Origin of the sequence: Synechococcus sp. MIT S1220, assembly GCF_047303025.1 — a bacterium.
In the GTDB taxonomy this organism is placed as follows: domain Bacteria; phylum Cyanobacteriota; class Cyanobacteriia; order PCC-6307; family Cyanobiaceae; genus Parasynechococcus.
The window spans coordinates 176,543-200,271 of record NZ_CP138939.1 but is presented as its reverse complement, the minus strand read 5'-3'; the positions used below and the strand labels follow the sequence as shown (position 1 = coordinate 200,271).

The window sequence follows — 23,729 nt, the reverse complement described above, 5'->3', positions numbered from 1 at the left end:
TGAATCCTGCGCTACAGCAGGGGCGCAGTGCAGTTTGGTTTCCCTGGGGAGGTGCGGTTGAAACGTCTGCTTTGGCTGTGTTCGGCGTTGATCGGGGTCGCTGTGGTGGCCTGGCCAACCCGGGCTGATCCCCAACCGGCGCCGAGCAGGGTTGAACAAGAGATTGAGGCCGTTCTGAGCGGTTTGCCTTCAGCCGGTTTGCCTCCACCTGGAGGGCATGCCTCCCAGGAGCGGGGGCAACCGGCTGGCTGGGATCTGGCGGGCTTGATGCAGCACGCCAGGGTGCCAGGGCTGAGCATCAGTGTCATTCATGGGTTTCAGATCCGCTGGACCCGTGCTTATGGGGTGGCCGATGTGGTGAACCAGACAGCGGTGACCCCTCGAACGCTTTTTCAGGCAGCGTCGATCAGCAAACCAGTGATGGCCATCGCGGTGGGTCGGCTGGCTGAGCAGGGGCAGATGGATCTGGATGGTGCGATCCGCTGGCCGTTGCGGTCGTGGCTGGTGCCCTCAAGCGATCTGGGTTCCCAGGCATCTGTTACGCCCCGGATGTTGTTGAGCCACACCTCTGGTTTGACCGATGGCTTTGGGTTCCCGGGTTATGCGCCAACGGAACCGTTGCCCAGTGCGGTGCAGATCCTCCAGGGAGTGCCACCGTCCAAAACCGCAGCGGTCGCGTTCGAGAACCCGCCGATGACGCGTGCGCAATATTCCGGTGGCGGCAGCTTGATCATGCAGGTTTTGCTGGAGGATCGAAGTGGAGAGCCCTTTGGGGAACTGATGCAGAGGGAGGTGTTAGGTCCGTTGCAGATGCAGCAGAGCCTGTATCAGCAGCCTTTGCCGCAACGCCTGTGGTCAATCGCCGCGTCGGGGCATGACGCCAGAGGCCAACGCCTTCCCGGTTTTTGGCGGATTTACCCCGAACTGGCCGCGGCTGGTCTGTGGACCACCAGCCATGATTTAGCGACGATGGTCGTTGCCCTGCAGAACGCGAACCGGGGGCGCCGGGGTGGGCCGTTGTCTCAGGCTGTGGTTCGCGACCTGTTCCGCCCCGTTGGTTTGGGCAGCTTCGGCACGGGCTTCAATGTGTTCAGGCAGGGAGAGGGGTGGTATTTCGCGCATCAAGGAGCCAATGCCGGCTACCGCAGTTTTTTGATGGCCCACCAGACCCAGGGATATGGATTGGTGGTGATGACCAACGGGGATGGCGGTGATGCGTTGATCGAAGCGATCTGTCGCCGCGTCCAGGAGGTGTATGGGTGGGATGTGGCACAGATCAATGGTGAATTTCGATTCGCGGTGCCGAGGGGCGTTGGTTGTTTACCGGATTTTGGATCTTGATTTGCTGATTTGAATATTTTTGGCTTTAAAAGTGGATCTGTGACAGCCAGGTCTGGAAGGTGTTTGATTGCGATATTGCTTGAAGAAGGCAACTGTCTCCTGGAATTGGTGCTGCTTATTCATTAATTCCTTAAATATCTTCGAGGGGGCTTGTGTTTGTCAGCGTCGAAAGATGCTTTAGGTGCTAATATAGTTTCGAATATAAGATCAAAAATTGTTTCCAAAAGTTTTCTGTATAAATCTAAAGCGTTCAACGCGTAGGCGGGAGTTTATGGAGGAACAGTTTTTAAACTTAAATATTGCATGTGAAATGATTGATGCAATAGATGGCTCAAAATTAAATGAAAATGCAAATCAATTTTCCCGATTGTGTTCGCAAAAATTTTCTCAAGTTTGCGGAGGCAGGCCCTTGACAGATTCCGAGTTTGGATGCGCATTGTCTCATTTATTGGTTTATCAAAGGATGGTTGAAAGAGATTTATCTGTCGCCGTTATTCTTGAAGACGACATTCGCATTGGTATGGCTTTTAAGTTGTTTTTGCGGAAACTCAATACTTTTTCACGCCATGATTGGGATCTGATTAATTTGGTTTCTATTACCCCATCAATTCCTTATGGGGAGGCATTATTTGATATATATCGACTGTCAAAATTTGTTGAGCCTCCAGGAAGTGCTGGCGCTTATTGTTTGAAGCTTTCAGCGGCTGAGAAAATGCTTGGATTTGGATATCCTGTTCGCTATGCTTCAGATGATCTGATTGCTTTTTCCGAAAATATAGGCGTAAAGGTTTTAGGGCTCTTGCCAGAAGTTGTTGTTCAAGATTCTGTTTTTCAGTCGGAAATTGGAGCTCGAAACTTTCATGTCTCTATTTTAGATAAAGCTACAAAATATCCTACCTTGCCCTGATCTGCTCTGAGGTATGTTTGGATTTTTTAGGGCTGGAGAGGTCTTCTCCAATGCTGGAATTTCTTAGTTTTTGAATGTTTATATTCATGGTCTGAGGATCCATGAACGGTGGTTTTAAGCCCTAGGTTTACTGCCGCCTTTTAGATGATTGTCCTTTTACGTGGGTTTTTCTTGTGTGTCCAATTGTTTGCAAATTAAAGAGCAAATTTTATTTTGCATTGAATTTTTTTGTGATGAAGTTCTCTAGCTGAGAATATATTGATCCAGTGCTCCTGAGTATTTCGAATGCGTTCGCCCAGAAGAATAGGTTTTGTCTGGTAATTCATTTCTAGCATGTTTAGGTAGCTACGTTTGCAAGACTTAAAAAGTCAGTCTCTTAAGTTAATTGTGTTTTTTTGTGCTCTAATGTCCTTCAAGTCTTCAGAGTTAAATTGGTATTTCCGAGTTTCATTTTTCGCCTACATGCTCTGAATGGTTTCGATAATGTTTGCAGGCGTGGTGTGATTTTTGCCTAAGGCCTGTACTGCGCTATAGATAATGTTTTCTTATTTAATTAATGGTAATGACTGAAAGCAATGCCTTAAGTTTTGCTTGATTGTTGATTGTAATACGTGACTTATTTCTTTTTTCATAGGCTTAGGGATTTAAGTGAATGGAAAAGTGCAATCTGCACGTAGTGAATCAGTATCGGTAAATGTCATAAATGATGAATAAGCTAAATGGTGGTGGCATTTTTACCTGATTCGTGATTTGTGTTTTGCTCCTTGTCAATTTTTGAAGTCTCCAGAGCTGTGTGTGATGCGTATCACGGCCTGCGATGACCTGCATCCTTGAGCGGACTAGTGATCACACCGATGCTGATGGCATCAACAGGATTCACCATGGACCGTCAAACCAATCGCCAAGCTCTAAAAACCGTTTTGGGTGTGCTGAAGGAGGCACCCGATGCGGACGCATTGATTCGCCTGCGACGGGTCGCCTATCTGCATGCGGTTGTTGAGCTCGTCCTCAGCGAACGAGTTGAGGCGTTGCCGGAGGTGGCGCATCCGCTTCAACTGGATTTGCCTCAGGAGCATTAATCGATCAGGCCTTTCGGAATGTTGGCCGTTGGATTCAGCTTTAAAACCATCCAGAGCAGCATGGCTGTGCAGGCTTTGTTGTCGGCGCCGTAGTCGTATTGCCAATCGTCCACCATCCCAACCAGCTCCTGCTGGGCGTTGGTGATGAACTCATCGGTCCATTCCTGCATGGCATCAGTCCTGGTTGCCCAACGATGATCAGAGTTCGGCGGATGCGCTCCAGGCTGGTTTGCTGAGAGGTGTCCAGCCCTGGCTCTTGAGGGAGCGCCAAAGTTGCTCGGCGGCCTCCTTGTGGAGATAACGGCGTTCCTTCAGGAGTGGTGGCCCATCGGGCATGGGGCGTCCACGATCGATGAAGACCCTCGGTTCCCGCTGACTGGTCTTGGTGTCGTGGTGGAAGTGCCACACCCATTGCGCTTCTGAATCGATCAACCAGTTGTCACTCAATGGTCATTGGTAAATACAAACGTACTAGCCCTGGGTGTGTTGTGCTGGCAAGGTTGGTGTGATCTTCCTCGGGCGTCTGGATCGGTTCTTTCGGCGAAAAAGAGTGCGCAGCGGTGCTGGTGGCGTGAGGTTCATGGATCTCTCATGGCGATGCGGGTAATCGTTGGTGGCCGAGAGGGGCACCAAACTTCGTTGGAACGGCCTGGGTGGGGGCGAGCCCGCCAGCAGCCGTTTCAGAACCATCAGCAGTGCCATCCACTCCTTGGGCGGCGTGCGCTGCGGCCAGCAACCCGGGCGTTGATAAAGCCAGTGCAGCAATGCACAGGTCTGCTTTTCATTCAGCGCTGCCCAGTGCACCAGCTGACGCGATCCCGCTGTCGCGATCACGGTCAATGGCAGCGATGGCATCTCCCGCGTCCATTGCAACCTGGCGTTGTTGGCTGGCGAAGATAGGGGCGCTTCGAACCAGAGTTCAGCGCCGCTTTCGCTGATCGCAGTGACGACGCATTCGCCCTGATCTCCCCTACTGGTTTCAGTGGTGGCTCGCTTGTTGACTTCGAACCAGGGCGAGGGGTCTTGAACGGCCGGATCCCAGCAGGCCCGTAGGGCAATCAACGTGCCGAGCAGATTCAAACTTGCCCAGATCAGCGTGATCGATCCAGCGGGATTGGCCCCGATCAGGAGGGTCTGCATCACCCGAATCAGATTGACGCTGTTCAGCGCTGAAAGCACCAGCAGCGGCAGGGTGAGCCGCCAGCTCCAGCCAGCGCGGTCCCGGCGACGATCTTTGGGGGTGACATGAAATCCGAGCGTCTTTCCCAGAACACCACTGATTACCGTGAGGGTGAGAGGAATGGTGAGGACCCAGCTGGTGAGTTCACTAAGCAGTGCTGCTCGGCTGCCGCGGTTCAGCCAGCCGATGCTGAGCAGGACGGTTCCCCAAAGCGGCAGCAAGTGCTGGATCAGTGCCTCACTGTTGAATTGAAGAGGGACGATCCCCAGCAGGCCAACACTGAGAGGCATCAGCATCAGGATCAGCCGGGGAAGTGTGTTGAGCCAGTGGAGGACACCCTCCAGGTAGGACAGCCGCTGGCCCAGGCTGAGGTTCCGGGCTCGCAGGGGTCCGGATGCAAGCCAGAGGCTTTGCAGCGTGCCCGAGGCCCAGCGTTGCCGCTGTCGTACGAAATCATCCATGGATTCCGCCGCCATTCCTGCGCTGAGTTTCTCCTGCAGGTACACCAATTTCCAGCCGTGCTCCCGCAGCGCGATGCCGGTGACGAAGTCTTCTGAGAGTGCCTGTTCATTGAATCCGCCCACCTGGATCAGGGCTTCCCGGCGGGCGAGGAAGGATGTTCCGGCGCAAACAACGGCCCCCCATCCATCGCGAACCGGCTCGATCCAGCGGTAGAAACTTTCCTCATCCGGCAGGATCCACGGTTCGAGGGCGAGGTTCCGCATCACGGGGTCCGCATTGATGAAGCTTTGCGGTGTCTGCACCAGAGCCACATCCGGTGCTTGAAGAAAACCGATGCAGCGTTCGAGAAAGTGCTCTTGAGGAATGAAATCGGCATCGAACACGGCCACGAGTTCGGCCTGGCTGTGCCGCAGCCCGTCGTTGAGATTGCCCGCTTTGGCATGGGCACGCCGCGGACGGTGGCGATAGCGGCAACCCAGGCGCAACGCCAGGGCTTCGATCTCTTCACGACCGCTGTCATCCAAAACCCAGACGGTGGTGTGCACATAGGTCTGCCCCAAGCAGCCACGCAGGGTGCGTTCCAGCACCTGAGGGGGCTCGCCGTAAGTGGGAACGAAGATGTCCACTGATGGACGCCAGGCCGTGCGTTGCCAGGCCTGTTGCAGTTGCAAGGCCTGATTGCGTCGATCCGGGTAGCGCCTCCAGGAGAGCCAGAGCGGCAGCAGGGCTGTCAGTAAGAGCCAGGCTTCCGCGACAACCAGCAACAGGCTGAGACCCAGAGCCAAACGGGATTCAGCGTTGAGGCCATAGGAGAAACGCCAAAGCAGGTAGCGGACCGTCAGTCCTGTGATGAAGAAGATCAGGCTGCGTCGTGCCCAGATGGGTGACTCGGCTTCAGGCCGACGGGTCAACCAGAACGGCAGGACCAAGAACAGCAGGCTCACGTTGCGTCCGGCCTGATTGGCGTTAGACGCTAAGGACAACGCCGGCGGTACTGCGCCCGCAGAACGACGATTAGTAAATCAATAGATCAGAGAAAAAGCAGCGATCGCATTTGGGATGCAACAAGCAGGACATCAGGCGTAGGAAAGGCGCAATAATCAATTGTTTGTTGTGGAGTGATTTCTTGGGGAACTCTGATTCAACAAATCATCAAGAGTCAGCTGAAAGCGATTGATGCATCACCGAGATCAATTGCCTTTGGTTGTTGTATGACGCTGAAATCGTCTGAAGCTCTTTTGTGCTCACCTGCCAGAGCACGTTGATGGAGAAGGATTGACCTTCAACCAAGCGCTGCGGACAACGCAGGATGATGCGATCCGGGAAGTAATGCGTGGTTTGCTCTGTCGATTTCCATTGCCAATTGAATTGTCCGACAGGATCTTGGGTCAGATCAGGGTTGATCTGTTGTGTGTTTCCCTTCCAGAAACCCTTTGGATGCCAGGGTTTCATCTGCACAACGTTGTCTGTCCAGAAAGCCTCTGACGGCTGACCCCGTTCCTCGCGGATGCTTGATGTTCGTATGAGTTGCCCATCTTGTCCGTAGAGCAGTGCAACGCTGTGGCGGAAATCGCCGTGCTTCAGAAAGAACTCAAACGGTGCGAACTGGTTGGTTTGTAGTGTTGGGATGAACAACGCTGCTGCGCCATTGTTGAAAGCCAGACCACGCATGGCGGCATAGGCCGGATGCGTCAAGCCATCTGCTCTGCTGTGATCTTTGAGGATGTATCGCCATTCTTTTTTGAGCGAACCTCCGCTGGCGTAGCTGTAGCGGTTCACTTGAACCACCTCAGTTCTGGATGGATTGGTTATGAACGATCGCGAACTCAAGAAGGTGTCTTCGATCTCACCGGCGGGCGCGTAGCGGGTCCAACGTCCTTTCCATTCACCGAGATGATGCTGCCAAAAAGCATGCCAGTTGCGGTCGGAATGTCTGGGTGATGTTGCGACCTGATCCAGTGGTTCTCCTTGTGTTTGGCTTCGGATTGGTCTGTCCAAAGCCAAGCCAAGCCAAAGCGCAACGGGTGCGAAAAGAGCAAGCCAGCGCATCATTGACATCCCATCTTTCCTCGATCGTGAGCTTTTGCTTCTACTCAACAACCACAGTAAATTCATCGTGCTAAACCTGCTGGAGTATGGTGCTTGTTATGCTTCATGACAGTGGCAAAAGTGCATGTCTGTAAAAGGAACCTTGATCAAGAATCAAAATCAGACCATCAATGCTGACTTGGAGCGAAGATATGTATTTGGCCGTAATTTTGAATTATGTTGAAGCCTTTAGTAGATATCGATATACCATTCATTGTTGGTGATTTTTGTGAGCTCATGGTCATTGGCCTCGACGTCCCAGAGTATGGCGATCAGGTCTTTTCCGTTTGTGATCAGCGTGTCGCCTGCCCTATCTGTACGGATGTTAATGCGCTTGGCTTTTCCTTCGAGGTAGATGAAGTCGGCATTTTTTTCAAAGTCCATTATGTTGTCTACATTATTCTTCCCTTTGCTGAGCTTTGTGTCGATCACAAACATGTCATTGCCGTCGCCTCCAAAGAGTGAATCGTGTCCCTGGCTGCCGATGATGATGTCGTCTCCTCCCTTGCCATTGATGGAGTCGTCTCCTTTGTTGCCGTCGAGGTAGTCCTCGCCGCTGCCGCCGATAATGTTATCCGTCGACGTACTGCCTGTCTTTTCAATCGGTTTGGAGATTGAACGGGTTTTGTATTTTGAGGCCAGGGAGATTGCGTCGTTGAGATTGAGATAATTTCCATCTTTAACCAGGTGATTAAATTCTTTGTATTGATCTGCACTGCTTGTTAAGACATCTTCAATCTCTTGTGGGCTGAGTGACGGATTTTCGGCTTTCACCAGAGCGGCCGCACCTGCGACAACAGGACTGGCCATGCTGGTGCCATCAAATGCTTTGTAGCGCGATCTTGTGACCGTGCTCAAAATTCCAGCCCCGGTTTTTTTAAACGTGTCACCACCGGGGGCTGCAATCGTCACTTTGCTGCCCACATTGGAGTACGAGGCAACATCGCCAGTGTTGGTGATGGACGCAACCGAGATCACGCCAGGGATGAATTCGCTGTAGACAGCTGGATAACTAATCCACCTTTCATTATCAAAATTGATCTCTTCATTCCCAGCTGCAATCACGATTGATGTACCGTTATTGACAGCCCTTTCCAACGTATTTTTTGTATCTTCATGCCATTGTGGAAATTTCTCAAAAAACTGTCTGGCGTTCAGTTTAAAATTTTCCCCAAGCGACATGTTGATAATGTCAGCGCCATTGTCAACCGCATAATCGATGCCGTCGAGCACTGAATACCAGAATTCGAACATGCCGGCACCTCCATCTCCTGCCTTCCCAAAAACATCGATGGGCATGAGCTGAACGTCCCACGTCACACCAGTGATGCCGATCCCGTTGTTTCCTTCAGCGCCAATAATTCCGGCCACATGGGTGCCATGGGAATCCGGTACCGGGTTTGGTACATTATCGGCAAAATTCCAGCCGTAATAGTCATCCTTGAATCCATTGTTGTCGTCATCATCGCCATTGTTAAAGATTTCATCCTTGTTGATCCAGATATTGCTCGTTAAATCGGGGTGGCTCAGTTGAATGCCGCCATCGATCACTGCGACAACAACATTGGGGCTGGCACTTCTCTGCCCCCAGGCCTCCGGTGCCACGATGTCTTCGTTGTCGAGGCCGCCATATTGCCCGGAATTCAGCAAATACCATTGTTCAGAAAACAATGGGTCGTTCGGCAGCTCAGACTCTTCTTCGAAAGAAACGGCATCGAAGTCAATGGTAAATGTCGCCTCTTTTGATCGTCCATCAAGATCTTCAAAGTGTTCGACTTCAAGGATGTAGTTCCCAGCAGTGAGTCCCTTGAAAATACTTTCTTCCTCGTCGCCCTCGCTTTCAGATGACGAAATTTCGTAGTAGGGTTTTCTGCTTTTGCTGCCGTCGTCCTTGTAAAGAAAGAGATCGAGGTCGTCTGAGAAATCATAGAGGTCGAAGTAAGCGTAGACAGTGTCTTTGCCTCGAATAGAGAAATTTATGTCGTACGTATCACCTTCTCTGACTTTCGCTTCGTGATAGTAATCGTCTCCTCTTGAGAATGACCCCCAATCGAAATAGGATTTAGCCATGGTTGACTAGCTTTTTTTTAGTTTATGCGAAAAGCTTTTTTATGGCAAGGATCGCCCGGGAGCGATGCATGTGTCGCGAGGCGATTCGATCCACGCAATCATTGATCTGATAATTGATGTTTATATTGATGTTGTAGCGTTGTGATTGAGAGCCATCTTGGAACCGTTGTTGAAGACCTGATTTGGCTAAGCAGAATGCCTCTTGATGCTTTTGATTTTGTGGCTGTCATGCCATAGGGATGAAATGTTCTTGTTATCAACCATTGTTTGAAGTGCTGCTTTTTGGCTTCGTATGGGAATCTCAGTCAGGGTTGCGTTGGCAGGGTCCCACAGCAGAAATTTTGAGCACTTCAGCATGGTTCTGAGCGTGATCTCTGGGACGTCTTTGAGGAGGTATTGATTGCTTTGATGGCAGGCCTGCAGGTTGTAGTTGGGGATGCGTTCGCAGAGGTGATGAATGTTGTGATAGCCGATATTGGCCGTAAACCATTGCAGGAGAGGTGGCAGTTTCAACAGGCTTGTGCCTTCCAAGGCTCCTCGCAGGGGGTTCCATCCTTCACTCGAATGGGCATAACTGTGTTCAAAGATGTGTTGTACGTAAAACACATAAATTAAGGCTGATGCTGTCAGGCAAAGCACGATGCAGTACAGGCTGATGAACAGTCCGAAGCCTGTCCACCACCCAAGGCAAGCAAGGGCAACAATGTTGAATACATTGCTTAGCCAGAGATCGACGAGCTCTTCGGTTGAGCTCCATACGCGATGCCTTGGCTCGAAAAGACCAATGCACAGATCCAGTTTTGGTTTGATCGCTAGATAATAAAAACCACCTGGAATTGCCATAAGTGGATGGTGGATCCATCTGTAGATCGTCTGTTGTCTGCTGCTAAGGCTCTGGAATTCTTCAAGGCTTAGGAAGTCTGCTACACCGCGATAGCGTTGCCAGTCGCCATTGGTTTTGTGGTGATAAGCATGGTCGCGGGACCAGCAGAGTTGTGGAACGCCATTGATCGCACCCAGAAGGAAGCCGAAAATCCGATTCAGCCTCGCGGTTGTGAACAATGAACCATGGCCGCAATCGTGCATTAGCGCAAAACTGCGCAGTGAAAATAAGCTGAGCAGGACCAGACAGGGCGGCGTCAACCACAGAGAAATGTTTGCGATTTGAAGCACCAGGTACCAAACCAGTCCGTAGGGAATCAAGGTGTTCGCAATTTGAACCAGGGCCCGGTTGTTGCTGCGTTGGGCGAAGGGCTTCAGGTTGAAGTCCTGATAGGTGCGGTGCTGAATCACGGGGCATTCAAGAAAGATCGAATTCGTCACATCGGCGTTCCATCAGGCGATAGGCCTGTGCAGGAGGAATTTGCATGTGCATCAAATGCACAACCAAGGGCTGCTCGGCAAAGAGCACGTAGGCAATCGCATCAGAGGTGGGGTCGTAGGTCCGCATCGCTGTCTGGATCTGATGTCTGCTTGTGTTGTCGGGTAGCTGGTTAATGGCTGTCGTGGCCGCCGACGCTTCCAGATACAGGGGCTCGTGCTCGCTCGGCTCATCGCTCCATGACCATGGACCTGCGTTCTGCGTGGTCGCCCGGATCAGGACAAGGCCGCGCCCCTGATGCAGAAATCCCTGCCAGGCCCAGGCACCGAGCAGGAGAAGGTGATCGGTGAACCAGCGTTGTTGTCGGTTGCGGATCGGGGCAGGGTGGTTAGAAAAACATGGGATTGTGGTTCTGTTGAACGACATGACGCCAGACTTGGACTTGATCGTGGCGTAGAAATTGTGAGGTTCGATTCTGTAAAAGTAAAATGTTGATTCTTCATTGATCCATGAACGCAGCTCATGAGCATGCCTTGCAAAGGCTGCATCTGCAGATCATTGTTGAAGTTGAGCGCCAGGGTTCCTTAACCGCTGCAGCAGATGCATTGGCGTTGACACAGTCAGCATTAAGCCATTCGATCAAAAAGCTTGAAAAGCAACTTGGTACTTCTATTTGGATGCGTGATGGTCGATCGCTTGTTCTTACGCAGGCGGGCCGTTATCTCTTGGCTTTGGGTGAAAGGCTTTTGCCTCAATTGGCTCTCGCTGAATCCCATGTGCATCAAATTGCAGAAGGTCTCCGCGGGACACTTCGGTTTGGGATGGAATGCCATCCTTGTTATCAGTGGTTGCTCACGGTGACGGATCCCTTTCTGCAGGCTTACGCAGATGTGGACATTGATGTGATTCAAAAATTCCAGTTTGGTGGTTTGGGGGCATTGCTGAATCATGAGATTGACATGCTCGTCACTCCTGACCCTGTGTTCAAGCCTGGTCTCCACTTTGAGCCGGTGTTTGATTATGAACAGGTGTTAGTGGTCTCCAATCAGCATCCTTTGGCAGCTCAAGATTGGGTGGCTCCTCATGATTTGCAGGGTGAGGTGCTGATTTCGTATCCCGTCACGTTGGAGCGGTTGGATATCTATCAATCCTTCCTCACTCCTGCCGGCCAATTGCCGGCGCGGCATCAGCGGATCGAAACCACCGATATGATTTTGCAAATGGTGTCTTGTGGCCGGGGTGTGGCAGCCTTGCCCCGATGGCTATCCGAACGTTATTTGGGCCGAATGAATCTTTCCTTGGTCAAACTTGGTGAGAGGGGGCTGGCTAAACAGATTCATCTCGGTATCCGTGAAGCCGATATGTCGATCGACTACATCTCCGGTTTCATGTCACTGGCGCGGCACCAGGAACCTTGTTTTGAAGATTTAGAATGTCATTAATGATTTGATTTAGTCTCCAAATCTCCATAGTATGATGCCATTAAATCTGGTATAATGTTTTTTTCTTCTCGTTGGGCGAATGCCTGAAGTTGAGTGCGCTGCATTCGAATTGGGTTATTGATCTGGCGACTAAATTTTTTTATGAGTTATTGTACTATTGCTCGAAGGCTATGCCTTAATAGTGTTGCTCAACCACGGGCATATTTTCAGTTTTATTGGCAACTGTTGAGTTAGGATATGGTTCATGATATCACAAAAAGCAGGGATCAGCCAGCCAAATGTTGAACGGATGTTGTCTGTTTGAAAAACCAGTAATGGCCAGGAATTGAAGTAAGAAGAATGCGGGTTGAAAAATCAAAATGGAGACTTTGCTTTTTGAATGGATTGGTTGGGGCATACTTGCTTGGAGATGTTTGGTATGGGTGCTAACAACTTATATTGAAACCCATTGATCTGGTCCTATTGCAGCATCGCGTCTAAAATAGAGTTCGGCGGATGTTTTTTGATGATTCAAGTTGTTGTTTCGTGAGTTGCTGGTTGAGGAATTGTTTTGTTTTGAGTTTGGCACCTTCATTTGTCCAGAGCAATCAATGTGTATCAGTTGCTGGAGACGACCCAGAGTCACTTCTCTTGCCTGGAGTATTTGCGCAGATGGTCTGTGTTCGGTTGCGCCGTCAGATGATGGCTGATGCTTCTGGATGCGTTGGTCAGTCCAGTGACGCGCGGTTGGCGTTGGTTGCTGTGCCCTTTGGGCAGATCATCCAGTGCTTGGTTTTGGTATCAACTTGGCCGAGCTCTGAGCAGGCCTGGAAACATGCCTGATGGACGCGCGCGGACGTACTGAAAATGGAGATCGAGGTGACTTGGCGCCTGAACTGGCCTTCTTTCTGTTGGCCTGGTGGGAGGCGCATGGCCGGAGGGATGTGGTCCATAAGCCCTGGATGTTCAGCTCAGATGGAGATTGGCCCTACCCCCAGGATGAGCTCGATCCCTACGGCATCTGGATTGCTGAGGTGATGCGGTGCTCTGCGGCATAGTTGTCTAGCTTGGCTATGACGAGCGAGCCTCTCCATGGCGCTGGCTTATTCCTATCGCCGCGTTTCCAGTGGTGGCCAGGCACAAGGCGAAAAGTCAGGTCTGCAGCGCCAGGAGCAGGTTCTGAAGGATTGGATGCGCAGGCATCCCGATTTTCGTCTTGCTGAGGAACTTCTCGATCCAGGCGTCAGCGCTTACACCGGCCGGAACCGCACCCAAGGGGCGCTGGGGCGTTTTCTAGCGGCAGCTCGCTCTGGTTCTATCCCGAAGGGCTCCGTGCTGGTCGTCGAGGATCACAGGCGCTTCTCCAGGCAAGAGCCTCTGGATGCACTGGAGTCTCTGATCCGTGATGTCTGGGGGCAGGGGCTTGGGTTTGCGGTCTGCAGCTATCAGGCTGGCTCTCCTTTGTTCAGAGAGACGACTGGGGCTCAAGACCTGGCCATGTTGTCTTTTCTGTTCGCCCAGGCTCATGCCGAGAGCGACGAGAAGTCGAAATGGTCTCGTGGTGGGTGGCGCAAGATCTACGAAGCTCAGGACCGTGGTGAGAGGCCGCGGCATCGCAATCCTTACTGGATTGACCGGGATGAGTCGTTGCCTGAGAGCCCATTTCGCTTGAACGGCCATGCCAAGTCCATCGAGGCCATGTTCAAGATGTGCCTGGCAGGGATGGGCCAGACGCAGATTGCCGACGAGCTGAATGCGGAGGGTTTTGCAGCTCCTCCAGCCTCTAAGGACGGTCGTTGGAACCGTGGTCAGGTCAGTCAACGGTTAAGGGACCCCGCTGTCACCGGCTTGTTACAGCGAAGAAACAGTCATGACATTCCGGGTTATTACCCCTCTGTTGTTGACCGGGAGACCTTCACAAGAGCGCAAAGGGCGAAGGCAACGCGTGATCGGAAGCGTTCAACCACCAAGGCGCGGAAAGTTCATTTCTTGTTCAGTGGTTTGGTCCGTTGTGCGGGTTGTGGGTCTCTGTTGACTTACAGGGCGGCCGGTCGATACGCCAGACCCGGGCATCCCGGTTATGTCACCTGTTCGGACAGTGCTGGTGCGGTCGCAAAGCAGGGTGCGACGCGATGTCGTGAGCAGCTTGGTGCTTGGCGGAAGACGCCGACCATCAATCTTCCTTTGGATGAGGCCGAGGCGATGCTGATGGCGACCTTGTCGTTGGCTGACTGGCAGAACCTTTTCCCCATCCAGACGGGGCCGGAAGTGGAGGATTTGAGCAGGCAGATCCGTACTGCAAACGATCAGCTTCAGGAGCTCAGTGGAAGAATTCAGCGCGGTGAAAATCGTCTTGCTGAAGAGCTGACGAAGGAGCAGCCCAACGAGATTCAGGTCGCTGTTCTGACCGATGCCATCTCTCAGGCTCGTGAGCAAGTTCCAGAGCTCGAGCGCGAGATTTCTGAGTTGAACTACAGGCTCAGCGAGTTACGCCCTCAGGACCCTGTGCTGAAGGCGCAGGACACAGTCGAGATCGTGTCCCAGTTTCTTCAGCATGGGCTTCAAGAGATTCCTAAACGGATGCAGTTCAACTCTTGGCTTCAGCAGCTCGGTATCTCTTGGGTCATGAGTGGTGACGCGATTGTGCTCCACTACAACCGGCTTGGACCCAATGGGTTTCCGAAGGATTCTTGGGGGACTGCTGGTGGAGAGCTACATGCTCTGCGAGCGATGGGTTGCGAGCGCGGCTTTGCCTTCTTGTTTGCTGGCAAGAATTGGTTCAATCAACTGATGACAGGACAAGGAGGAGTGATCAAAGAACCTGGCAAGTTTCCGCGGCCTGTCTTCCCCCCAGAGGTCGCTGCTGGTCTCCAAGAGATTGCTCGCTTCCGGTCATCTGAGCTGGGACTGAACCCTGATCGAGAAATCCAGATGATCAACGATCTGACATGACGGGGTATAGAACGCCATGCCAGATCGATGACGGTGACCGCTAGCTGAGGTCGATTGGTTCAATCGTCCAGATGTTGCCGTCGCGTCTTGTTTGGCCTGTTCTGCGCTCTCTAAACCCCAGTCTTCTTATCAAGGGCCAGATCCTGCGTACGTCGATGCTGTCCATCGGGCCTGGAAGTCGGTCGGCTCTGCAGGCCATTGCTCGTCCAACTCGCTTTACTTCTGAGCGATTCAACGTTTGAAGTTGGTTCCAGACCGCGCTGATCTCTGAACTATTCCGCGAGACGGTTTTCGACTTGATGAGTTCGTCGAGCTTTAACTCCTGGGTGACTGCCCAGGTCTCGCTCACATCGACTTCCGCTAGATCAAGAAACGACCCTCCCGCAATCAATCGTCTGGCCTCACGTTGCTCGCTGGCAAGGTCCGAGGTTCCTAGTGCGAGCCGCTGCAGAGCTTCCATGCGAAAAGCATCTGCTGCTTCCAGCGATCGTTCTCTTCGGTCACTTTGTTTTGTCTGGGGTGATTCATTCACTTCCCCTTGCTGACTTTCAAGCGCCTCGAGGCCACGAATGAGATAGCCCTCTTCCTGGAGCAGGCCATGAAGGCACCAACTGTTGTTGAAGCACTCGAAGTTGTTGCGGGCTTCGAGTTCGGCAACGGCTTTGCGCGTTGCTGGATGCCGATCCGCTAACAACGCTGCGTAGTTATCAAGAGACCCTGCCTTCATTCGCTCTTCCAGGGCCTTAGCGGCCTCTTTCGCAGTGGTTTCCTTGGTGATTCCGGCGGCTTCTGGCACGACCTTCGGTGCAAGCAGGATGCGTTGGCTGCTGTTTCGTGCTCGGTTCAGCGCCTGGATCACATCCTCTGCCTTCCAGCAATACGCCTGAACGATTGCTGTCAGCGCTACTGGGGTTGCTGCCATGGAGATGCCGCATGACACGGCGGGGCTGAAGCCAATGCGTTGGTATTGCGGGCCCTCCATCTCTGCATCGGCCATCAGACGGGACACCCGGGGGTCACCGCGACTGTCGTCTTCTCCTGTGATCCTCAGCTCCTCTGATGGATGTGCCTCTGGAAGCGCATCAAGGCATCGGTACAAGCCATTTACTGTTCCATGCCCTAGCCAGAACCGTTGTTGGGCATGAACCACATCGTTCAAGCGCAAGTTCAGGGTCCGTTCGTTGGCGGAGTTCGGAAGCCCCATGAACAGATCGCGTTCACGGGTGAATGTGCTGTGGATCAGTAGCGGATCACAGCCTGTGATGCCTTTCAGCCAATTCAGTTCAATGTCGCCAACCAGTGCATCGGCCGCCCAGACATGAACGCAGTCCAGAGCGAGTAAACCCTCCAAGGCATCCAGAGCCTTTGAGCGGATGCTGCGAAGTGCGGGGGTGCCTCCCATGGTCCAGTTCGCGAGGACTTGGCTGATTTCATCGAGCACCAGCAGCGTCGGTCGTGGGTTATCACGCAGTTCCCAGAGCCATGTCCACAGAGTTTGTTCGCTCGATTCCTTGAAGGCGCTTTCACCGCAGCAGAACAAGCCATCCCGCATGGTTCGCCCTTCATGCAGGCCGGCCCTTTCTGCTGATTCGTAGGGCGCGCTGAGGTTCTTGACCCCGAACTCATGGGCTCCTTTATGCACCAATGAAGAACGGTGGTAGGCACCAAGGACGGTGAACTTGGCCCTGGTCTTGGCTTCCAAGGATTCAAGGGCCCCCAACATGGCCTTGGACTTTCCTGTGCCGGTCGCACCTTTCAAGACGATCACGCGATGCGTCTCGGCAAGCTTCAACAGGACATCAGCGTTGAACTCATCCTTGGTCTGATGGGTGCTCCAAGTGCTCTTGATGCGCCGGTAGTTGCTGTTGGTGTCGGATGTGGTGACGTAGGCATCCAGCCAACCCCGTAGTTCGCACTTCGTTTCAGCGTCCGCCTTGATCAGTGCGGCGACGAAGTCATCGGTCTTGCCAGGTTTGCCTGGGAGCCAGCACCACCATCCGCCGTTGCGGGCTCCCGCACGCTCCAGGCGCCGTGCCAGCTTCCTGGCTTGGTGTTTGGATTGGCTCTTGCTGGAGCCAGGGCAGTCGAAGCGAACAACGATCTTGCGGCCCTTCTTGGCAAGAAGCTTCAGAGCAGGCATGAGCCGGTCGCTGCGACCTTTCTGATGCCAGCCATTGATCCCATTCACTCCCACTGCGATCTGGCCGATGGAGCAGGCCGCCATCGCCTTCAGTGCTGATTCCTCAATCCAGACGGGTACTTCTGGTCTCTTGAAGACAAACAGCCAGGCTTGTTCGGGTGTGTAGGTCTCCGGTGTTGAGGAGAATCCATGCTCCCCAAGGAGATCAAGTGCGCCGTCAAAGCTCAACGGCGGGAGCATGAGCCCTCGGTTGATTTCATCCCATCCGGTGGCATCAAGCTTCAAGCCACCCAGTCCCGGCGTGCGCCGTGATGGATGAATTCGGTGGCCAACAAAGGCTTGCTTGTGCGAAGGCCAGCCTTGGCGATTTACTCCCACAGAAAACAGTGACCAGCCGCCTTCTGCTTGGTGAGTCCTTCTCCTGACTGATGTGCAGTTCTTTGAGCGCGTTTGGCACTGTCCATGCGTTGTCTCCGCGTTCTTCTCCTCCAGCCAGCGATCGAGCCCAGTTGTGTAGGCGTCTGAAGGCCCTAGCTCGAGTGCGCTTGCGTGAAAAAGGGTTGGATCAATCCCGTGGTTCGTCAGGAGTTCCCCAACCGTTTGAAGTGGCAGCGCATCGGTGAGGTTGTACTTCACGCATGCTGGGGCGACTCTTCAAGTTACCGGCCATCACGAAGGCTGGTTCGAGCAGACCTTCAGAAGCTCTGCAATGTGTTGGTGCTTGTTGAAGCCCGTTGGAAGCCTGTTGGAAAGCGTCCGAGTCGATGAAATCTTTCCCCCAGCTCGCCGGTGAGCCCGCAGATGCCTTCGAGCAGCTTCTGCTGCACCGAGACTTCGGCCCCAGTCGCCAGTTCAGTCAAACCGCGGATTTTGTGGGTTGCTCTGAATCAACCCTGCGCCGGCGGGCAGAACAGTGGAACTGGGTCGAGCGCCTGGCTGAATACGACTCGGGGATACTCCAGGAAGCATCAGAGTCACGAACGAAGGAGGATCTCGAGCGCTACAGACACCAGCTGGAGACGTTCCGACAAGAGCAGCTAACACGAGCTCGCACTGTTGGAGATCGAGCCGAAGAGCTACTGGCGATGGTTGAGCGCAGTGTGAGGCATCACCTGGAAGCCGGCACCGTTCTTCAAGGTCGTGAGCTCCCTTCAGTAATGGCCGCGGCCTGCAAGGCCCTCGAAGGGGCTATGAACATCGAGGCGACCGCTCTTGGAGTGGCAACTCTGCTGGAAGATCTCTCGATTTGATGCAGAAATTGCGTCATGCCCCAACTGATGCAGAAAGGGGAACACTCAGGCAGTCACGCATGACCCATGACCCATAACCCGCGACACACGCACGCATCTTCCACGGTGGTGGGCTGCAACCACAGGCAGAAGCAAGTGGGCTAGGCGCTTGAGACTGTGTAACAAACCTGTGTGACGACCAACAACATCTAAGACATCATCCGAAGAGTCAAGGTTGGTCGATGCTGCGCTTCATCCGCTTGTCGCTCTCCCTCGGTGGTGCCGCTGCACTGGCAATCGCCAACACTCCTCTCTTGCCTGCTGCTGCTCAAGAGGCTGACACCGCCGAGGATCTGGGTGGTGTGATGAGCATCAGCCTGGCTGATGTGGTCAAACCCACCATTGGTTTTCAAGGTGCACTCCAAGGTGCAGGAACACCAAACCAAGCAGGAATTGGTGGTTTCCTTCCACTGTCTGTTGGAGAGAACAGCGTTTGGTTCCTTGATGCCCTGGTCAACGCCAACTTCGCTGATCGCGAGGGCTACAGCAGCATCATCAACACCGACGTTGCGGGTGGAACCGTCTCCACCTCAACCCGTATTGGTTACCGCTGGCTGAATGGTGATCGCAGTTGGATGTTCGGGCTGAATGGCGGTTATGACAGCCGCCCAGTCAAATCAGGTGGAACTGACACAGGTATCAGCGTCACCGACAAGCGCACAGCCTTCTTTCAGCAGATCGCACTGAATGCAGAAGCGGTCTCAAATAGTTGGACATTCAACGCCTATGGACTGCTGCCTGTTGGTGATGTTGAACAGAAGCTCAACAGCTTTTATCAAGGCGGTGCAATGAACACCTATGGATTAGATGTTGGCTATTTCATAACCCCAGCACTCCATGCATCCGCTGGTTATTACTACCAACATCGAGAGGAGGAACATATTGATGGTTCTGCAGTACGTGGACGTTTGGCCTATGAGATCAGCGATGGCTTAACAGCTGGCTTAAATGTCTCGCACGATTTTCAAGAGTCAGATCACTTTGAAACAAGAGTTTCTGCTGACCTAAAAGTACGCTTTGGTGGGGCTAGAACAACAGCAATGCGAAAGAAGGTTCAACAACTACCTGTAATTAATGCCTTAACATCAACACCAAGCAACCGGGATGTGCGTGTACATGACCTTAACATCTTCGTGTGCATCTTTAACATCTGGAAATGCAGAGACGATGTGAAAAAATGTCAAGATAAGTATGGGGCGAAGGATAAACGATGTAGATAGATTAGTAAAAGGGCTGTGCGAAAGGGCTGTGCGCTTCGACAGACAAGAAACCAGATGAGATAGTGGACTCTAACCTTCACGACGCTCTTGCAATTGCAGGGGCTTTTTATTTCTTTATTCGCTCTTATAACAGCCCATAACTCCCTTCAATACCTGGCACGATCAGAGTTCTAAAGGAGCTTACATAGTGAGTTCAGTATTCAATTTACATATAAAAAAATCAGTCTATACAAGTTCACTGTCTTTATTTGCTGCCTCTAAGGATACGTTCATATTTTCTTTAAATCACCACAGCAATTGACGTGAATCACCATCACGGATTCCATTTGCTCTTCTAAATATCACCGCAGTTTGATGCCAGTCTTCTGGAATTTGATGAAGGCGAATGTCAAAAGCAAAAGGTAATTTCTGCTGACCTGGTGAGACCCGGTTCTTCCTGCTTTGACTGCTTCTACCTTTTGCAACCAGTCGTTTCAGCATCCTTGAGCCCCAATGGCACCTAGAGCCGCCTTTGACTTTGCGCCGGTAGTACTGCCATCACCGCACAGCCAGCCAGAACGATTGGGGCGGTGGTGCGCTACCTGGGCTTGACAAAAAAAATGCGCGTGACCTGGAAGGCCTCGTACTACGAGGACAACAGCGACAACTGCGAGCTGTGGGCGCCGGGGAGTCCGTTGTTCCCTGACAGGCAATCGCTTGAAGCGTCACTCGGATGCGTCGCTGTCGACAAGAGACAGTTCACTCAGCTGATCAGCAACTGACTCGACTTTGCGAGGTGGTCGCAATTCAGCCAGCAAAGTTCATGCACACGCAGCAGCTGTTACAGGTTCATCCCCCGTAGATTTGTGGAACAAGCCGGTCTTGTTTATGGCGTCCACTTCTGATGCGTCTCCGGCCCGTTGGCTCGCTTACTACCGGGTCAGTACCGATCGACAGGGTCAGTCCGGCCTTGGCCTCGAGGCTCAGCGCTCGAAGGTGTCGGCCATGGCGGCTGAGCGGGGGGCGGTCATCGCTGCAGAGTTCGTGGAAGTTGAGAGCGGCCGTAAGAGCGACCGCCCTCAGTTGGCTGCGGCCCTCTCCCAGGCCCGTGCCGAGAAGGCCGTGATTGCTGTTGCCAAGATCGACCGGCTGGCTCGTGACGCTGGCTTCGTCTTGAAGCTCGCCAACGAGGCCGAGAAGAACGGGATGGGTGGCTTTGTCTTCTGCGACCTGCCAGACATTGATGCCACCACCAGTGCTGGTCGGATGGTGCTCACGATGATGGCCAGCGTGGCTGAGTTCGAAGCACGTCGGATCAGCGAGCGCACTAAGGAAGCGTTGGCCGCGGCCAAGGCCAGAGGTGTTCGCCTGGGGGGATACCGGCAAGGTGCGGCTGAGCGGGCTTCAGAGCGCAAGCAAAAGGCCATTGCTGAGGCGGAGGGTCTGCGTGGAGTTCTCGAGCCAATGGTTCGTGCAGGCTTGAGTTACAGGGCCATGGCTGATGCGCTTGCAGGTGTTGGCAAGCTCAGTAGGTCAGGGCGTCCTCTCGCACCGGCCCAGATCGGTCGGATCCTCCAGCGCTTGGATTTGTCGGGAAAGCTGCTGGGCAGTGACCAGGCCGGGGTCGCTGCCTGATGGGTCAACGAAGCAGCGCCGAGCATCGCGACTTCAGTCCTCTGGCGGCCGAGCTCAGTCAATCCCTGTTGGCCTGGTGGGAAGTTCATGGTCGGAAGGACCCTGCCCTGAAGCCGTGGATGTTCACCAAGGACGGCAGGTGGCCCGAACCTCATGAACATCTGAATGTCCTGGAGTGCTGGATTGCCGAGGTGATGCTGCAGCAAACCCAGTTGCTGGTTGTTCTGCCGTACTGGATGCGCTGGATGGCCATATTCCCCACGGTGGATGCACTGGCGGCAGCGTCCCTGGAGCAGGTGCGCTTGCAGTGGCAGGGCCTCGGCTATTACTCCAGGGCCCGCCGGCTGCATGAAGCAGCACAGCAGTTGGTGACGCAGGGCTGGCCACGAACGTTGGACGGTTGGACGGATCTTCCCGGCATCGGCCGCACCACCGCCGGAAGCATCCTCTCCAGTGCCTTTAATGCACCGCTACCGATCCTGGATGGCAACGTCAAACGCGTTTTGGCGCGATTGGCGGCCCATCCGCGCCCGCCGGCACGCGATGAGGTGCTGTTCTGGGGCTGGAGCACAGCCCTGCTCGATGCGTCCAGGCCGCGGGATTTCAACCAGGCGCTGATGGATCTCGGGGCGACGGTGTGCACACCTCGAAACCCTGCGTGCGATCAGTGCCCTTGGCCCAGTGCATGTGCTGCCTACGCTTCCGGCGAACCTTGTCGCTGGCCCGTGACCGACGCCTCCAAACCCCTGCCCTTCCAGGTGATCGGCGTCGGTGTGGTGCTTAATGCCGCAGGGGAGGTGTTGATTGACCAGCGGGTGGAGGAAGGGTTGTTGGGGGGGATGTGGGAGTTTCCGGGTGGCAAGCAGGAGCCGGGTGAGGCGATTGAAGACTGTATCGCCCGGGAGCTGAAGGAGGAACTTGCCATTGCGGTGACGGTGGGAGAGGAATTGATCACCGTTGATCACGCCTACAGCCACAAGAAGCTGCGGTTCGTGGTGCATCTCTGCGACTGGGTTTCAGGTGAGCCGCAGCCCCTCGCCAGTCAGCAGGCGCGTTGGGTGCCACCAGCGCAGTTGTCGGACTATGCCTTTCCAGCAGCCAACGCCCGCATCATCGAGGCCTTGCTTGGCAAGTTGAGGGGCTCTGCCCACCCTGATGGGTAGAAGTTGGGAGATCGCCGTATGGCGGAGCACAGCTTGGACGCCCCACAGGTGCTCTGCTTCGGAGAGGCGTTGATCGACCGACTCGGTCCGCCCGGGGGTGATCCAGCCGTTGATCGACCTGTGGATGACCGGCTCGGCGGTGCGCCAGCGAATGTGGCGTGCGCCCTGGCGCATCTGGGAACGCCGGTTGCTTTTCTTGGGCGTCTTGGTGACGACAGCAGCGGCGCTGCGTTTCAACGCCTGTTCACTGACCGTGGCGTCGATCAGCGTGGGGTTCAGCTGGACCCAACGCATTCCACGCGCACTGTGTTGGTGCGGCGCACGGCGGCAGGGGAACGGGTGTTCCAGGGGTTCGCAGGTGATCAGGGTGTTGGCTTTGCGGACCAGGCGGTTGAGAGCCGCCCTTGGCGTGATTTGCTTCCGAGCCTGACCTCTGCGGCCCGTTGGCTGTTGATCGGCACCATCCCCCAAGCCTCCCCTGCCTCAGCTGCAGCGCTGCACACTCTTTTGGAATGGGCGGCTGATCAGGGGATCCCTGTTGCTTTGGATGTGAACTGGCGCCCCACCTTCTGGGATGCCACTGCAGATCCAGCCAGCGGGCCCACGGCTTCCGCGTTGAAGGCCATTCGTGAGCTGTTGGAGAGGGCGTCCCTGATCAAGCTTGCTCGGGAAGAGGCGCTTTGGTTCTTTCAAACCGACGATCCGGCTTCGGTGTCCCAGGCCCTTCCGCAGCGTCCCGATGTTGTGGTCACCGATGGGGCAGAGCCCGTGCGTTGCTGCGTTGAAGGTGGCGTGTTCACGCTGCCGGTCCTTGCTCCTCCCGAGGTGGTGGACACCACCGGGGCTGGTGATGCCTTCACCGCTGGTCTGTTGCATCGTTGGAACCGGCCAGTGACCGAGCGATTGCGCTTTGCAGCGGCCTGTGGTGCGTTGGTTTGTGGCGGTGCTGGGGCGATTGATCCGCAGCCGAACGAGATTCAAGTCGAGACATTTTTGGGCGGGATCAGCTGAGCCTTGCGTCCATCACCTTCGTGATTCAAGTTGAGTTGCCATGCCTCCGGCAGCACCAGGCTGAGGCGTTCCGGCCATTCCACGGCGAGCAGGGCCCCAGTCGCTCTGGCCTCTTCCTCTTCTTGGAGAAACAGCTCATCGGCTGCGGCAGCCATCTCAAGCCTGTAGAGATCCAGATGCACCAACCGGGGTGTTCCCTGGGGGTAGTGCTGGGCCAGCGCAAAGGTGGGACTGGTAATCGGCTCGCTGATTCCCAGGCCTTCTGCGAGGCCTTGCACCAGTGAGGTCTTGCCGGCTCCCAGGGGGCCGCTCAGCAGGAGGATGGAGTCGTTGGGAATAAGGCACAACAGCTGGTGACCGAGGGCATGAGTCTTCTCAAGGGTCTCAAGGTTCCAGTTACACCCTGTAAAGTCCGGTTCAGGCAAGCCCGAAGCCTCGGCGTCTCGCCAGAGATTCACCTCCACGCATCAC

The 23,729-nt window shown here is 54.1% G+C and carries 23 protein-coding genes; 13 read left to right on the top strand and 10 right to left on the bottom strand.

Annotated elements, in window-relative coordinates:
• Positions 1 to 27: 27 nt before the first annotated feature.
• The 3 genes from SIB64_RS01060 to SIB64_RS01050 all read left to right on the top strand — a co-directional run bounded on the left by SIB64_RS01060 (position 28) and on the right by SIB64_RS01050 (position 3,327).
• The gene (locus SIB64_RS01060; RefSeq protein ID WP_413441498.1) at positions 28 to 1,341 is read left to right on the top strand and encodes a serine hydrolase domain-containing protein; all 1,314 of its coding nucleotides are present in this window, start codon (positions 28 to 30) and stop codon (positions 1,339 to 1,341) included.
• Positions 1,342 to 1,555: 214 nt separating this feature from the next.
• Entirely contained in the window at positions 1,556 to 2,248 is a 693-nt protein-coding gene (locus SIB64_RS01055) for a glycosyltransferase family 25 protein (RefSeq protein ID WP_413441497.1), read from the top strand.
• 830 nt (positions 2,249 to 3,078) lie between these two features.
• Positions 3,079 to 3,327, top strand: a complete 249-nt coding sequence (locus SIB64_RS01050; RefSeq protein WP_413441496.1) for a hypothetical protein — start codon at positions 3,079 to 3,081, stop codon at positions 3,325 to 3,327.
• On the opposite strand, the gene SIB64_RS01045 is transcribed toward SIB64_RS01050, so the two are convergent.
• From SIB64_RS01045 to SIB64_RS01015, 7 genes are all read right to left on the bottom strand, one after another.
• Positions 3,324 to 3,497, bottom strand: a complete 174-nt coding sequence (locus SIB64_RS01045; RefSeq protein WP_413441495.1) for a hypothetical protein — start codon at positions 3,495 to 3,497, stop codon at positions 3,324 to 3,326. The two genes, SIB64_RS01050 and SIB64_RS01045, sit on opposite strands and share 4 nt — an antisense overlap.
• A 28-nt stretch (positions 3,498 to 3,525) precedes the next feature.
• The gene (locus tag SIB64_RS01040) at positions 3,526 to 3,774 is read right to left on the bottom strand and encodes a DUF1651 domain-containing protein (RefSeq protein ID WP_413441494.1); all 249 of its coding nucleotides are present in this window, start codon (positions 3,772 to 3,774) and stop codon (positions 3,526 to 3,528) included.
• A 24-nt stretch (positions 3,775 to 3,798) separates the two neighbouring features.
• Positions 3,799 to 5,952: a glycosyltransferase gene (locus SIB64_RS01035; protein ID WP_413441493.1), complete on the bottom strand. Its 2,154-nt coding sequence runs from the start codon at positions 5,950 to 5,952 to the stop codon at positions 3,799 to 3,801.
• Positions 5,953 to 6,121: 169 nt separating this feature from the next.
• Positions 6,122 to 7,027 carry a DUF3598 family protein gene (locus SIB64_RS01030; RefSeq protein WP_413441492.1) on the bottom strand — a complete coding sequence of 302 codons (906 nt, stop codon included), beginning with the start codon at positions 7,025 to 7,027 and terminating at the stop codon, positions 6,122 to 6,124.
• A 219-nt stretch (positions 7,028 to 7,246) separates the two neighbouring features.
• Positions 7,247 to 9,127, bottom strand: a complete 1,881-nt coding sequence (locus SIB64_RS01025; protein WP_413441491.1) for a S8 family serine peptidase — start codon at positions 9,125 to 9,127, stop codon at positions 7,247 to 7,249.
• Between the two features lie 186 nt (positions 9,128 to 9,313).
• Positions 9,314 to 10,450, bottom strand: coding sequence for a fatty acid desaturase (locus SIB64_RS01020; protein ID WP_413441490.1), 1,137 nt, complete (start codon positions 10,448 to 10,450; stop codon positions 9,314 to 9,316).
• Positions 10,428 to 10,874, bottom strand: a complete 447-nt coding sequence (locus SIB64_RS01015) for a hypothetical protein (protein WP_413441489.1) — start codon at positions 10,872 to 10,874, stop codon at positions 10,428 to 10,430. The genes SIB64_RS01020 and SIB64_RS01015 overlap by 23 nt, the downstream gene beginning before the upstream one ends.
• 83 nt (positions 10,875 to 10,957) lie before the next feature.
• On the opposite strand from SIB64_RS01015, the gene SIB64_RS01010 reads away from it, so the two are divergent.
• From SIB64_RS01010 to SIB64_RS01000, 3 genes are all read left to right on the top strand, one after another.
• The gene (locus SIB64_RS01010) at positions 10,958 to 11,890 is read left to right on the top strand and encodes a LysR family transcriptional regulator (RefSeq protein ID WP_413441488.1); all 933 of its coding nucleotides are present in this window, start codon (positions 10,958 to 10,960) and stop codon (positions 11,888 to 11,890) included.
• Between the two features lie 821 nt (positions 11,891 to 12,711).
• Positions 12,712 to 12,927, top strand: a complete 216-nt coding sequence (locus SIB64_RS01005; protein WP_413441487.1) for a hypothetical protein — start codon at positions 12,712 to 12,714, stop codon at positions 12,925 to 12,927.
• A gap of 34 nt (positions 12,928 to 12,961) precedes the next feature.
• Complete coding sequence (locus tag SIB64_RS01000) at positions 12,962 to 14,821, top strand: recombinase family protein (protein ID WP_413441486.1); 1,860 nt, start codon at positions 12,962 to 12,964, stop codon at positions 14,819 to 14,821.
• Between the two features lie 40 nt (positions 14,822 to 14,861).
• Here SIB64_RS01000 and SIB64_RS00995 read toward each other — a convergent pair whose 3' ends face one another.
• Positions 14,862 to 17,246 (bottom strand): DUF3854 domain-containing protein, encoded by a 2,385-nt coding sequence (locus SIB64_RS00995; RefSeq protein ID WP_413441485.1) that lies wholly within the window; start codon positions 17,244 to 17,246, stop codon positions 14,862 to 14,864.
• 264 nt (positions 17,247 to 17,510) lie between these two features.
• Here SIB64_RS00995 and SIB64_RS00990 point away from each other — a divergent pair, with 264 nt between their 5' ends.
• From SIB64_RS00990 to SIB64_RS00980, 3 genes are all read left to right on the top strand, one after another.
• Positions 17,511 to 17,729 (top strand): hypothetical protein, encoded by a 219-nt coding sequence (locus SIB64_RS00990; protein WP_413441484.1) that lies wholly within the window; start codon positions 17,511 to 17,513, stop codon positions 17,727 to 17,729.
• On the top strand, positions 17,726 to 18,211 hold the full coding sequence (locus SIB64_RS00985; RefSeq protein ID WP_413441483.1) for a hypothetical protein: 486 nt from the start codon (positions 17,726 to 17,728) through the stop codon (positions 18,209 to 18,211). Before SIB64_RS00990 ends, SIB64_RS00985 begins: the two co-directional genes overlap by 4 nt.
• 221 nt (positions 18,212 to 18,432) lie before the next feature.
• The gene (locus SIB64_RS00980; RefSeq protein WP_413441482.1) at positions 18,433 to 19,470 is read left to right on the top strand and encodes a carbamoyl-phosphate synthase; all 1,038 of its coding nucleotides are present in this window, start codon (positions 18,433 to 18,435) and stop codon (positions 19,468 to 19,470) included.
• Between the two features lie 285 nt (positions 19,471 to 19,755).
• Here SIB64_RS00980 and SIB64_RS00975 read toward each other — a convergent pair whose 3' ends face one another.
• Positions 19,756 to 19,950 (bottom strand): hypothetical protein, encoded by a 195-nt coding sequence (locus tag SIB64_RS00975; protein WP_413441481.1) that lies wholly within the window; start codon positions 19,948 to 19,950, stop codon positions 19,756 to 19,758.
• A gap of 119 nt (positions 19,951 to 20,069) precedes the next feature.
• On the opposite strand from SIB64_RS00975, the gene SIB64_RS00970 reads away from it, so the two are divergent.
• From SIB64_RS00970 to SIB64_RS00955, 4 genes are all read left to right on the top strand, one after another.
• Positions 20,070 to 20,231, top strand: a complete 162-nt coding sequence (locus tag SIB64_RS00970; protein ID WP_413441480.1) for a hypothetical protein — start codon at positions 20,070 to 20,072, stop codon at positions 20,229 to 20,231.
• Positions 20,232 to 20,337: 106 nt separating this feature from the next.
• Positions 20,338 to 21,084 (top strand): recombinase family protein, encoded by a 747-nt coding sequence (locus SIB64_RS00965; RefSeq protein WP_413441479.1) that lies wholly within the window; start codon positions 20,338 to 20,340, stop codon positions 21,082 to 21,084.
• Entirely contained in the window at positions 21,084 to 22,247 is a 1,164-nt protein-coding gene (gene mutT / locus SIB64_RS00960; protein WP_413441478.1) for an 8-oxo-dGTP diphosphatase MutT, read from the top strand. The genes SIB64_RS00965 and mutT overlap by 1 nt, the downstream gene beginning before the upstream one ends.
• 18 nt (positions 22,248 to 22,265) lie before the next feature.
• Complete coding sequence (locus SIB64_RS00955) at positions 22,266 to 23,258, top strand: carbohydrate kinase family protein (protein WP_413442813.1); 993 nt, start codon at positions 22,266 to 22,268, stop codon at positions 23,256 to 23,258.
• On the opposite strand, the gene tsaE is transcribed toward SIB64_RS00955, so the two are convergent.
• A complete protein-coding gene (gene tsaE / locus SIB64_RS00950) occupies positions 23,225 to 23,722 on the bottom strand; it encodes a tRNA (adenosine(37)-N6)-threonylcarbamoyltransferase complex ATPase subunit type 1 TsaE (RefSeq protein ID WP_413441477.1) in 498 nt (165 codons plus the stop codon). The two genes, SIB64_RS00955 and tsaE, sit on opposite strands and share 34 nt — an antisense overlap.
• Positions 23,723 to 23,729: the final 7 nt, after the last annotated feature.